Source organism: Pontixanthobacter sp. (genome assembly GCF_049682855.1).
GTDB lineage: Bacteria > Pseudomonadota > Alphaproteobacteria > Sphingomonadales > Sphingomonadaceae > Pontixanthobacter.
Genome location: NZ_JBAUIK010000004.1, coordinates 47,498 through 59,281, shown reverse-complemented (window position 1 = coordinate 59,281; position 11,784 = coordinate 47,498). Strand labels below are relative to the sequence as shown.

14 protein-coding genes are annotated in these 11,784 nt (G+C 58.0%); 9 read left to right on the top strand and 5 right to left on the bottom strand.

Features of this window, described 5'->3' with window-relative positions; genetic code table 11:
- Positions 1-9: 9 nt before the first annotated feature.
- The 4 genes from WA922_RS02395 to WA922_RS02380 all read left to right on the top strand — a co-directional run bounded on the left by WA922_RS02395 (position 10) and on the right by WA922_RS02380 (position 3,099).
- On the top strand, positions 10-735 hold the full coding sequence (locus WA922_RS02395; protein ID WP_424770080.1) for a TonB family protein: 726 nt from the start codon (positions 10-12) through the stop codon (positions 733-735).
- 85 nt (positions 736-820) lie between these two features.
- Positions 821-1,849: a mannose-1-phosphate guanylyltransferase gene (locus tag WA922_RS02390; protein WP_424770079.1), complete on the top strand. Its 1,029-nt coding sequence runs from the start codon at positions 821-823 to the stop codon at positions 1,847-1,849.
- Positions 1,846-2,652, top strand: a complete 807-nt coding sequence (locus tag WA922_RS02385) for a class I mannose-6-phosphate isomerase (protein WP_424770078.1) — start codon at positions 1,846-1,848, stop codon at positions 2,650-2,652. The genes WA922_RS02390 and WA922_RS02385 overlap by 4 nt, the downstream gene beginning before the upstream one ends.
- 6 nt (positions 2,653-2,658) lie before the next feature.
- A complete protein-coding gene (locus WA922_RS02380; protein ID WP_424770077.1) occupies positions 2,659-3,099 on the top strand; it encodes a DUF2721 domain-containing protein in 441 nt (146 codons plus the stop codon).
- A 9-nt stretch (positions 3,100-3,108) separates the two neighbouring features.
- On the opposite strand, the gene WA922_RS02375 is transcribed toward WA922_RS02380, so the two are convergent.
- The 3 genes from WA922_RS02375 to WA922_RS02365 are packed head-to-tail and all read right to left on the bottom strand — an operon-like array spanning position 3,109 to position 5,433.
- Positions 3,109-3,420 (bottom strand): polyhydroxyalkanoic acid system family protein, encoded by a 312-nt coding sequence (locus tag WA922_RS02375; protein WP_424770076.1) that lies wholly within the window; start codon positions 3,418-3,420, stop codon positions 3,109-3,111.
- Entirely contained in the window at positions 3,420-4,217 is a 798-nt protein-coding gene (locus tag WA922_RS02370) for a hypothetical protein (RefSeq protein ID WP_424770075.1), read from the bottom strand. Before WA922_RS02370 ends, WA922_RS02375 begins: the two co-directional genes overlap by 1 nt.
- Before the next feature lie 7 nt (positions 4,218-4,224).
- Positions 4,225-5,433, bottom strand: a complete 1,209-nt coding sequence (locus tag WA922_RS02365) for a toxic anion resistance protein (protein WP_424770074.1) — start codon at positions 5,431-5,433, stop codon at positions 4,225-4,227.
- A 194-nt stretch (positions 5,434-5,627) separates the two neighbouring features.
- On the opposite strand from WA922_RS02365, the gene WA922_RS02360 reads away from it, so the two are divergent.
- Positions 5,628-7,139 (top strand): DUF389 domain-containing protein, encoded by a 1,512-nt coding sequence (locus WA922_RS02360; RefSeq protein ID WP_424770073.1) that lies wholly within the window; start codon positions 5,628-5,630, stop codon positions 7,137-7,139.
- A 24-nt stretch (positions 7,140-7,163) separates the two neighbouring features.
- Here the strand turns inward: WA922_RS02360 and WA922_RS02355 are convergent, their stop codons facing one another.
- Entirely contained in the window at positions 7,164-8,918 is a 1,755-nt protein-coding gene (locus tag WA922_RS02355; RefSeq protein WP_424770072.1) for a fatty acyl-AMP ligase, read from the bottom strand.
- Between the two features lie 126 nt (positions 8,919-9,044).
- Between WA922_RS02355 and WA922_RS02350 the strand changes: the two genes are divergently transcribed.
- The 4 genes from WA922_RS02350 (at position 9,045) to WA922_RS02335 (ending at position 11,163) form a co-directional block, all read left to right on the top strand.
- Positions 9,045-9,629, top strand: a complete 585-nt coding sequence (locus tag WA922_RS02350; RefSeq protein ID WP_424770071.1) for a regulatory protein RecX — start codon at positions 9,045-9,047, stop codon at positions 9,627-9,629.
- A 12-nt stretch (positions 9,630-9,641) separates the two neighbouring features.
- Positions 9,642-10,124, top strand: coding sequence for a DUF192 domain-containing protein (locus WA922_RS02345; RefSeq protein ID WP_424770070.1), 483 nt, complete (start codon positions 9,642-9,644; stop codon positions 10,122-10,124).
- 65 nt (positions 10,125-10,189) lie between these two features.
- Complete coding sequence (locus WA922_RS02340) at positions 10,190-10,588, top strand: NADH:ubiquinone oxidoreductase subunit NDUFA12 (RefSeq protein ID WP_424770130.1); 399 nt, start codon at positions 10,190-10,192, stop codon at positions 10,586-10,588.
- Positions 10,570-11,163, top strand: coding sequence for a DUF2155 domain-containing protein (locus WA922_RS02335; RefSeq protein WP_424770069.1), 594 nt, complete (start codon positions 10,570-10,572; stop codon positions 11,161-11,163). Before WA922_RS02340 ends, WA922_RS02335 begins: the two co-directional genes overlap by 19 nt.
- Here WA922_RS02335 and aat read toward each other — a convergent pair.
- Positions 11,052-11,777, bottom strand: coding sequence for a leucyl/phenylalanyl-tRNA--protein transferase (gene aat / locus WA922_RS02330; protein ID WP_424770068.1), 726 nt, complete (start codon positions 11,775-11,777; stop codon positions 11,052-11,054). The two genes, WA922_RS02335 and aat, sit on opposite strands and share 112 nt — an antisense overlap.
- Between the last annotated feature and the right edge of the window lie 7 nt (positions 11,778-11,784).

Here is an 11,784-nt window from a genome sequence, read left to right as displayed (position 1 = left end):
GGAGCCCTGGTGAGCACTGCACGAAATTTCTCGAATAGCCGCAGGCGTCCGAAACCGGCGACTATTGCGCTTATCGTGCTGCTCCACATTGCCGCGATTTATGGTCTGGCGCGGGCATTCGCGCCGGATATGATGCAATCGGCGCAGGACAATGTCATGGACGGGTTGACCGTTATCATTACAGCGCCCGAAAAACCTCCGCCGGAAGAACCAGAGCCTGTGCCCGATGAAGGGGCTGCTGGTGATCCAGGTGAAAAGACCGTGCCCAGAGCGGTGACCGCGCCTGCTCCCAAGATACCGCTGAAACAGGATCAGCCTGTACCCCGCGCGTCCTCGACCGGGAATGCCAATAATTCAGGGGCCAAGGATACCGGCGAGGGGACCGGTGCAGCCGGTTCAGGCGACGGCACGGGCAGCGGGCGCGGAGGCGGCGGTATGGGCGGTATTGCCGTTACCAAACCGGAGCATATTTCTGGTTCAATCGATAATGCCCGCGACTATCCCGTTCCAGAAGGAGGGCGTCAGGCGCGGCTGGGAACGGAGGTGATCGTGAAAGTGACCGTTGGCGTTGATGGCCGGGCGCGCAATTGCAGTATTTATCGCAGCAGTCCAGATGGCGAGGCAGACCGGCTCACGTGCCAGCTGGTGATGGACCGGTTACGCTTCAAACCGGCGACAGACGGGAACGGTGATCCGGTGGCTGCACCATTTTACTGGCGGCAACGCTGGTTTTGACCAATATAATCAGGCAGCAGGTAACGCGATGGCAAGGCTCATTGTTTAACGCACCCTGCAACGACAGTAAAAGGCGCAACCATTGGTGATTCATCCGGTTATTCTTTGCGGCGGAAGCGGAACACGGTTGTGGCCGCGCAGCCGGGCTGATCACCCCAAGCCTTTTCTGCCGCTCGTCGGGCCATCCAGCCTGTTTGAACAGACGATTGAACGGACCGCAGATCGTTCAGTGTTCGCCGCTCCGTGGATAGTAACCGGCGCAAAACATGCTGACCTCGTCTCGCAGCAATTGGATAGTCGGTCCGGCGCGCGGATTATGGTCGAACCCGCCGCGAAAAACACTGCGCCAGCGATTGCGCTCGCTGCTCTCCGGCTGCCCGAGGATGCGATCATGCTGGTATGCCCCAGCGACCATTATATCGAGGATACCGGCGCATTCGTCGATGCTGTGCGCATGGCTGCGGCATTGGCGCAGGACGGACGTCTGGTTGCGTTCGGTATCGAAGCGGTAACTCCGGAAACCGGCTATGGCTATATCAAGCGCGGCGCGGCTTTGGGCGCGGGTTTTGAAATTGAACGATTTGTCGAGAAGCCTGATGCGGTGACCGCCAAGACATTCCTCGCCAATGGCGGCTATAGCTGGAATGGCGGCATTTTTGTTTTTGAGGCGGGGGTGTTTCTGGCGGAATTGACCGCGCACCGTCCCGATATGATCGCAGGATTGCGCGCCGCGGTCGAAGGCGGCGTACAGGACGGCGCACAATTTCATCCCGATGCGGCCAGCTTTGCCGCAATTGAAGGGGACTCGATCGATTATGCTGTGATGGAGCGCACCCGGCGCGCCGCCGTGGTGCCGGTCAGTATGGGCTGGTCCGATATTGGCAATTGGCCAGCCTTGCACAATGCGCGCGAGCAGGACGGGGACGGCAACACAATCATCGGTCCGGCGGAAGCGGTCGATTGCACCAATGTGCTGATTGAAAGCGATGGCCCGCGCGTGTCGGCAATCGGGCTTGAGAATATCATGATCGTGGTCGATGGCGACGAGGTTCTGGTGACGACCGCGGATGGCGCGCAGAAAGTGGGCACATTACACGGGGCATCATCGCAGTGACAGCGCATGTTGCCTTGAAAACCAAATCGGTTGAAAAGGTGTGGGGCAAGGACATATTGCCCGCGCCATTCCTTGCACCAGAGGGGCAGCGGATTGGCGAGATCTGGTTTGAACCTGCCCCGCCCTGCGCAGATTTGCTCGCCAAATATCTGTTCACGAGCGAGAAATTGTCGGTCCAGGTACACCCGTCCGATGCGCAGGCACCCGAGGGGCTCAGCGGCAAGGAAGAATGCTGGCTGGTGCTTGACGCCGATCCCGGTGCGACACTCGCAATCGGTTTCAGACAGCCGCTCGGCCCGGACGCAATACGCGCTGCCGCACTGGACGGCTCGATCGAACAGCTGCTTGAATGGCACCCGGCAAAACGCGGCGACTTTTTCTATCTGCCTGCTGGTACAGTCCATGCCATCGGGCCGGGGCTCAGCCTTGTAGAAATTCAACAAAACAGCGACATCACCTACCGGCTGTTTGATTATGGCCGCCCGCGCCAATTGCATTTGGATGCAGCAATCGCGGTGGCGCAGGGGGCCCGGCATCCGGCCGATTTACGCCGTACTATCGATATGACCCGTTCTGCGCAGCTGGTCAGCGGCTCGCATTTCCGGCTCGATCTGCTGGCCGGTCCGCCTGACCAGACTATGCTCGCGCGGTTCGGCGGGCCGGTTCTGGTCATGCCGCTGAGCGGTGAAGTGACTGTTGCAGACGAATGCATAGCAGCTGGCGAGTGTGCCGCGATTACTGCGCTTGCCTCGGCAGGTTTTTCTTCTCAAGGATTAACGCTCATCGCGCAATCTCTGAGGTAACGTGTCATGATCGCCGAGATTATCCAGGTCGCCCTCGCTCCGGTGTTTTTGCTGGTTGCCATCGGCAGCATGCTGAACCTGCTCACGGTCCGGCTTGGCCGGGTGGTGGACAGATCACGCATCCTGCAGGAACGGCACCCCGAAACCCAGGGCGTGGAACATGACATGATCGTGTCGGAAATCCGCAATCTGGCAAAACGAATCGAGTGCACCAACCGGGCAATATTACTGCTGGTGCTAAGCGGCCTCGTAACCGGGCTGACGGTGGTTCTGCTATTCGTGCGCGGCTTTACCCGCTTCGACCTGGAAGTTTTGCTTGCAGGCGCATTCATCCTGTCAATCGGGCTGATGATGACAGGGCTGATTTATTTCTTGAGGGAAACCCGCGAAGCCTCTGCCAGTTTGCGTATCCCGTCAACCTATCTGGAACTGGACCGCAAACTATAGTCAGTATGGTCAACCCGGTTTTGGCGCTTCCAGCAATTTTTCACCCTGTTGGCGCACCGCACCGGAAATGATCGGTTCGACAAAAGCCAGTGCCATCGGCAGGGCAATCTCGAAGACAAGCTGATGATCCTCTATATTCACTGTGCCGCATAAATCCTGCCCCATCGCGCTGATATTGATCTGCAGCGTATCCTCGCCGGTCCAATCGGTGCCGACTTGGGCCACTGCCCCAGGGATGTGGTCGGCAATTTCGTGGCTGCGTTCTTTCAAGCGGCGCCGCACCTCGTCGCGGCCCAGATCATGTGGAATGGCGACGCGCATCAATGGGCCTTTGTTCTGGTTGCATTGAAATCAGGCAGCGGCACCCCGCTATCGCCGGCCAGGCCGTCATTATATTTGTAATCAAGATAGCGGGTTTTGATGGCCAGATCATCGAGCGATCCTTCCGCCAATTGCCGGGTGACATTGTCTATCTCTCGGCTGATCTTGCCGAGGCTTTCGGTAACCTGCTGATCGGGCGTGGCACCGCCCCGCCTTTCACCGCCCCGCCTTTCACCGCGCAGATGGGCAGGGATATTGCGGTAAGCATCTATTGTGCCGGGCAGCACTTCGCCCACCAATTTGCGTATTTCACCGATCGCCGGATGCGATTGGTCTACCGTCTCCAGTTGCACGCCAAGCGAATCGAGCTGCACGCCCATATCATCGACAATTCCGGCAGCAGCTGGCGGCAGTTCACTGCGTTGATGCTCCAGCCATAATTCCGTTTTGCCAACCATCTGGCGCAAATCGCCCTTGGCCAAATCGGCCCGTTTTGGTGTTTTGACTTTGGGGTAATTGGAAAGCACCGCAATGGCGATAATGCTTGCGATAAAGACGCTCATCACCCCGATAAAACCGATGCCATTGAGCACTGCGCCCGCAATACCGGCCGTTACAAAAATGGCACCAACCGCGATTATGATATTGCGGATGCGTTTGACCCAGTTGGCCCGTTTAATCCGTTTGGAACCCTGGCCAATCGAGGCCATCCGGTGACGGCCGCCATTGCGGTTATCGTCACGCACCTGCTTGGCATGGTTCAGTATCTGTTCGCTCTGGTGGGTAAGGTCATTCATCGAAAGATCAGTCCTCAACCGTCAGCAAGCTCGATTCGCTGAGCTGTTTGGAGGCCTGTGCCTGCCCTTCCGCGCGGGCGATGTAGCCTCTTGATTTCTCAACCTCACCCGACAGCGCATTGACAGTCTGCTTCATCGATTCAAGCGAACGCAGTTTGAACGTGTCCACTTCATCCATCGTGTCGTAAATATTCTGGAAGGCGCGCTGTAGCGTTTCCAGCGGAATAGTGCTGGAGGCGGCCTGTTCGTGTATCTTGCCGGTCTGTTCGCGCAGCATCGCCGATGTGCTGTCGATAATGCCTGCGGTTGTTTCATTCAGCGCAGTGATTTGCCCCAATACCAGACGCTGGTTGGTCATCGCTTCGGATACCGTCACCGCAGTGCGCAATGCGCCGACGGTGGTGGTGCTGGCGCGGTCGACGCCTTTCACCAGTTCGACATTGTTCTTTTTCACCAGATCAAGCGCGAGATAGCCCTGGACGCTGACCGCCATCTGCGTAAGCAAATCCTGCGTTCGCTGACGGACATAGAACAATGCCGTTTCGCGCACTGCCTTGGCTTTGGCTGGATCGGTTGAATCAAGCTCGGCTGCCTTTTCCTCCAGCTTCGCATCAAGCGTTTTGGAGATATGGATCATCTGTTCCAGATCACCCATTGCCTCCCACAGTTTCTGCCGTTCCACATCAATGGCGGCATTGTCCATGATCAGCTCGTCTTTGCCGTTACCCAGCTTGGACAGAATTTCCTGAATATGGGTTTGCGCGCTCTGGTAGCTGCGGAAATAATTGGTGAGCTTATTACCCCACGGAATAATGCCGAAAATCTTTCGCGTACCGGTCAGCTTGCCGCGTTTGCCGGGATCAAGATCCTCCACGACATTGCGCAATTCCTGCAAATTGGCACCAACGCCCTCGTCCTTGTCCATCGCACGGATGGGCCGGTCGAGGAAGCGGTTGGACATGTTGCTGGCCGCCATAATTTCCTTGCGGCCCATATTGGTCAGTTGATCGACCTTCTTCCCAAATTCTGGCGAATTGGCATCTTCGGACAGCAAATCTGTCACGAAGCCTTCCACTTTGGTGGCCAGTTTTGATTGGACCTCTGCGGATACCGGTACAAGGCCGGCCGCTTCGGCGGGCTTGATTTCGGGGACCGGATCGGGCGCTGTCAATTCGAGCTTCAGATCGGTGGCGGTGAGTGTGTCAGTTGCGCTCATGGCGGCGGGCCAGCTCCATTAATGCCGCATCTTCCCATGTCCGGGGGCAATGCGGAAAGTGATATCTCCACTGTATTAAGCCTATAAGACACGAAGTTCAAGATTTGTGCGTCATACCGGCTCTTATCTCTGTGCTTTCTTATGTGAAACCGGCAAGCTATGCTGGGGCAAATAATAAAAAGGAATGCCCGCTTATGGCGAGCGAAGCGCCCGAAACCAACAATCTGACGTTTGCACGCGCGGTATATTCGTGGCGGCTATGGTGGCGGGAATCTGTGATCGGCACAGTCGATCAGCAAGCAGTGATCGAGAGACGGCGTGCCGAGTGCACTATGTCAGCGCGATACATGTTCATGACGGCGATGTCGGGCGGGATCGCCATTCTCGGCCTGTTGTTATCGTCCCCTGCGGTGGTTATCGGGGCGATGCTCCTGTCGCCGCTCATGGACCCGATCATCGGGCTGGGGTTTGCATTGGCGACAGGAGATTACAAGTGGCTGAGACAGTCGGCGGTATCGCTGGCATGGGGCACCTTGATGGCGGTGGGCCTGTGCGCGCTGATCGTGTTTCTATCCCCGATCCAGACAGTCACCTCGGAAATAGCCGCGCGGACATCGCCCAATTTATTTGATCTGCTGGTGGCCCTGTTTTCCGCTCTTGCAGGCGCCTATGCCATGATCCGCGGGCGCGAGAATACGATCGTTGGTGTGGCGATCGCGACCGCATTGATGCCCCCTCTTGCAGTGATCGGTTTTGGTCTGGCAACGTGGAACTGGACGGTTTTTTCAGGCGCTCTGCTTTTATACGTCACCAACTTGCTGACCATCGCGCTGACTGCATGGGGCATGGCGCGGCTTTACGGATTTCGATCGTCCTTATCGGAACGCCAGAGCCAGTTTCAAAATTTCATGGTCGTTGCGGTTTTTGTCGCATTGTCAATTCCGCTGGCATTTTCCTTGCGTCAGATTGCGTGGGAGGCGAATTCAGAACGCCAAGTGCGGTCCGTATTGATCGATACTTTCGATGACGTCTCGCGATTGGATGAAGTCAATATCAATTGGGATACGCGCCCGATCACCATTGATGCGACTGTCATGACCCCGACCAACCGGGAAAACGCCGAAGCACAGGCCGCGCGTGTGTTGACCCGGCAATTGGGTCAGGATGTCGATTTGCGAATAAACCAGTATCTGGTCGGCACTGGAAGTGCCGCGGCGGAACAGGCGCAATTAAGCGCGGCGCGCGCAAGCCAGGAAGCGGCGGCTGCCGAACGCGTTGCTGATCTGACCAGCCGGCTTGCGATTGTTGCCGGGGTGAAGGAAGACGAGCTGCTGATCGACCGCGAACGGCGCAGAGCGGTGGTGAAGGCGCGCGAACTGGATGGTGCGACGATGGCTGCCTATGCCGATCTGGAAAACCGCATCGGCGCGACCGCGCCGGATTGGCGGATCGAGTTGATCCCGCCTGCCAAGGCACTGCCGGTGATCGCCTTTGTGGATAGCGAGCCAGCCGATGCCGGGGCCGCGGCAATCGGGCTGATTGCATGGGCGGGCCGCCGCGTGGGCGCGCCAATCATTCTCACCGGACCTGTTGCGGACGCTGAAACTGCTGCTGCATTGCTGCGGGCAGAGGGTTTGGAAAACGTCACGGTTGAGGCCGGACGCGGCCCGAACATCATCGCAAGCTGGGGCGATATCGCCCGTTAGGTACCACTACTGCGCGGTGTGGCCCTAAGCCGCAACGGGCATCTCTATTGGCTGGATTTCGCCTGCCAGATAAAGCCGTTTTGCCTTCGCGCGGCTGAGTTTGCCAGAGCTGGTGCGCGGCAGCGTGCGCGGCGGGACCAGTTCGACCACGCAGTGCATGCCGGTGATCGAGCGGACTTTCTCGCGGATCTGCTCGTGCAGCTTTACCCGCTCCTGCGGATCGGACACGCGGCAATGGACCAGGACAGCGGGTGTTTCCTCTCCATCATCCTTATCAATCGAAAATGCTGCAATATCGCCGTGATTGAAACCGGGCAGTTGTTCGACAGCCCATTCGATATCCTGCGGCCACAGGTTTTTGCCATTGATGATAATCATATCCTTCGCGCGGCCGACAATGAATAAATATCCTGACGCCAGATATCCCATATCCCCCGTGTCCAGCCAGCCATCGACCAGACATTGACTGGTCGCGTCTTCATTGCGGAAATAGGAATGCATCACGCTCGTGCCCCGACACCAGACTTTGCCAATCTGCCGATCGCCCCGGACTGCGCCGTTTTCACCGCGAATCTCCACTTTCATCCCGCGAACGGCTTTGCCGCAATTGACAATGGCACGGTAGCGCGCCGGACGCGACAGGTCACGCGGCGTTCCCGAAAGGCTTTCTTCCTCGACCAGCTCAACCCGAATGCCTTCGCGCGGCGGCATCACCGTAACCGCAAGAGTCGCTTCAGCCAGGCCGTAGCTGGGGGTGAATGCGCTAGCCATGAACCCGGCATCGGCAAATGCATTGACGAAATTCTGCATCACATCAGGCCTGATCATATCCGCGCCATTGCCTGCTGTGCGCCAGCGCGACAGATCGAACCGGTCGGCGACATGGCTCTGGCTTGAGATACGGCGCGCGCAGATATCGTAACCGAATGTCGGTGAATAGCTGAGCGTGGTGCCTTGGTTGCGGCTGATCAGATCCAGCCATGCGAGGGGCCGGCGTGCAAAATGTTCGGTCTTGAGATAGTCGATCGACACCTGATTGGCGATGACCGACAGGAAGCATCCCACCAGCCCCATATCGTGATACCAGGGTAGCCAGCTGACAACACGGTCACCCGCGCCGACATCCATCGAAATCGAATGACCGGCCAGATTGTCGAGCAATGCACGGTGCGTGACGGCAACGCCCGTGGGGAAGCGCGTGGATCCGCTGGAATATTGCAAATAACAGATGTCATCGGGTTCTGGCGGGGTCAGTTCACAAGCGGGCGCGGGATATTCAGCAAAACTTTCCCAATCACAGCCGGTGCAGCCCTGGCGTGCAGCGGCGGCCTCCCCCATTTCGGAAATTTCTGCCGGATAGAGCAGAAGAACAGGATCAGAGCTGTCCAACTGTACCGCCAGCTGATCAATATAACCTTCCTTGCCGCCAAATCCTGTGGGCAGGGGGAGCGGAACCGGCCACGCCCCGGCATAGATGGCACCGCAAAACAGCGCGGCAAATTCTGCGCCCGTTTCGGCGATTATCGCCACGCGGTTTTCCTTGCCGATACCTGCGGCCCGGAAACGCTGTGCCATATCTATGGCATCTTGGTGCAGATCGACATAGGTATAGACGCGCTCAAGCGTGCCGCGCATATCGTGGAAATTCATGCCCTTGGCGCTTTGCGCGGCATATTCGACCGCCTCTGTAAAGGTGGAGAAATCAGATCTGCGGCGCGGCCAAGGGCAGTCATTGGGTGTAGGGGTGAGAGCGGCACTATCTGATGCGGTATCAATCATGTAGTCAGTTACAACCCGTTTGTTGCGCGCCCTCTGGCGCTTCCAAATGCCGCAGCGAGGAACCGTTTCTGATGCCATCGCTGTACTCGTTCCCATTTCCCTTAGACTGTGGCACGAATATGGCCGATGAACGATAAGCGATCGGGAAAAAAACGGGAACGGCAACCGCGAAAGCCGCCCAAGCCGCTCAATACGGCTGGTTTGCGCGATCTTGCATTGGCCTATGTCGCCCGGTTTTCCACCAGTTCGGGCAAGCTTCAATCCTATCTTGCCCGAAAAATCCGGGAGCGCGGCTGGGCACAGGGAGAGCCACCGGCTGATATCGCTGGCCTGGTCGCGCGGTATACCGCGCTGGGTTATATTGATGATGCGGCTTACGCAGCATCGCGCGCAGGCGGATTGCTAAGACGTGGATACGGCCCGCGCCGCGTATCGCAGGATTTATACGCTGCCGGAATTGACGAGCATTTACGTGACGATGTCGCGCCTGGTGAAGCGGATCAGCGCGAGGCCGCGCTCAATCTGGCGCGCAAACGCCGCTTTGGCCCGTTCCACCGCGAGGAGCTGGACCAGAAACGGCGTGACAGGCAGATTGCGGCGATGCTGCGGGCAGGCCATAGTTTTGATATTGTCCGCGCAGTAATCAATGCGCATAGCGAAGATGCGGCTGAACAATGGGCATGCGAGGCGCGTGATGATGAACCCCTGTAAGGATCACCGAAAATGAGATTTTTTCATGTCTTTGCTGTTGCTGCGCTTGCCATGACCGCATGCGCCCCGCAAAATACGCAAGAACCCCCTGCGGCAGCGCAAATCGCTGCAGTGCATCCCGAATCGGGACTGAACATTATTCCGCTCACCGTGACCAGCGGTAACACGCGTCACGAATTTCAGGTGGAAGTTGCCGCCAGTGATGCCGATCAAGCCAAAGGGTTGATGTTTCGCACGCAGCTTGGCCCCGATGAGGGGATGATTTTTCCGCGGACTCCGCCCGATATTGCCAGTTTCTGGATGAAGAACACGCCGCTGCCGCTGGATATCATCTTTGTCGGAACGGACGGCCGGATCTTGAACATTGCCGCGAACACGGTGCCGTATTCGCTCGACCCGGTGCGTTCTGCCGGGATGACCGGAACCGTTCTTGAAATCGCTGGCGGACGGGCCGAGGAACTGGGTATCACAGCCGGTGATCTGGTCGAATATTGAAGCGCATGAGTTAGAGGTTGGAAGGGCGCTGGGAAACCGCTAAGCGGCCCTCAAAGAGGTAAATGATGAAGTTTCTCGGCAAAATTTTCACATGGTGGAACGGCGGTACGATCGGAACACTGCTCAACAGTTGGCGAACCGGTGAAAAAGTCGGGACCGATGCGCAGGGCAATGCCTATTACCGGGCCAAGAAAACCAAACATGGCGCGCGCGAGCGGCGCTGGGTAATCTATGACGGCGCCAATGATGCAAGCCGCGTGCCCGCAGAATGGCATGGCTGGCTGCATGGATCGTTTGACGGTGTACCCGAAAGCAATCTGCCGCCTGCGAAAATCTGGGAAGTCGACTATATCCCAAACACCACTGGCACCGCTGCTGCCTACCGCCCGAAAGGTGCGCTGGAGCAGGGCGGCAAACGGGCAAAGGCCAGTGGTGATTACGAAGCGTGGACACCCGAAGCCTGACGATGCGCAGTTTTGCCACTGTTTTGATGAGCGCGGTGTTGGCCAGCATGCTGGCTGCGTGCGGTCAGGATACGCCCGAAGCGCCGGTCGCACAGGAAACTGCGGTTCCCGAAGACTTGCAGACAGCCGAAGCACCGCCCGATCCTGCCGAAATCACGCCGGAAATCGGCACGCCGATGGCGGAGCGAATTGCGACGCTCGGCGTACTCAACAAGCGTAACAATGTGTCGCAGGACCTGGAGATGAAACCGGGTGAGGCGCGGCGGCTGGGCGATGTCATCATCAGGCTGTCTGCGTGCGAGCGAACCCCGCCGTGGGAAATGCCCCGCGAGACCGGCGCGTTCGTGCAGGTTCTGACCATAATCAAAGACGCTGATGCAGAGGCAGAGGACCGGTGGAAGCGGGTTTTTTCCGGCTGGCTGTTCAAAAATTCGCCATCGCTTAATGTGGTCGAGGATCCGGTCTATGACGTGTGGGTTAAAGAATGCGCGATGAGCTTTCCGGGAGAGGCATCCCCGCCAGCGTCCTCTGCGCCTGAGCCTGCCGCGCCGCCGCCAGATAACAACGAAACGTAAGCTTCATGAAGCGACATGGCAGCAGGGCCACTGGCTTTGGCGATATGCGCGCAATAGTCCTGCTGCGACATGACCACCGCACCCAGTGATGCGAGATGAGCGGTCATAAACTGGCAATCGAGCACTGCATATCCGGCGTGTTTAAGCAGCGCGATCAACCATACCAGCGCGACTTTGGATGCATTATCGGCACGACTGAACATGCTTTCCCCGCAAAAAACGCGGTCAAAACTGACTCCGTATAATCCGCCGATCAGCGTGTCACCGTCCCAGCATTCGACCGAGTGGGCATGGCCAATATCGTGAAGCGCGACATAGCTGGCGGCGATCCGGTGGTTGATCCAGCTATCGGGGTGATCGGGGCGGGGGGCTGCGCAGGCTGCGACCACATCGGCAAATGCGGTGTTGCACGTTACGCGGTAGCGACCTTGCCGAACGACTTTGCGCAGGGACCGCGCCATACGGAAACTGTCAATCGGGAATGTCGCCCGTTCGCGTGGCTCAACCCAGAATATCTCTGGATCATCGCGGCTATCCGCCATCGGGAAAATTCCGCTGCGATAGGCGAGTAGCAGCAAATCTGTCGGAATCAATGAAGGCGCGGCAGCGGGCATTGCCGCG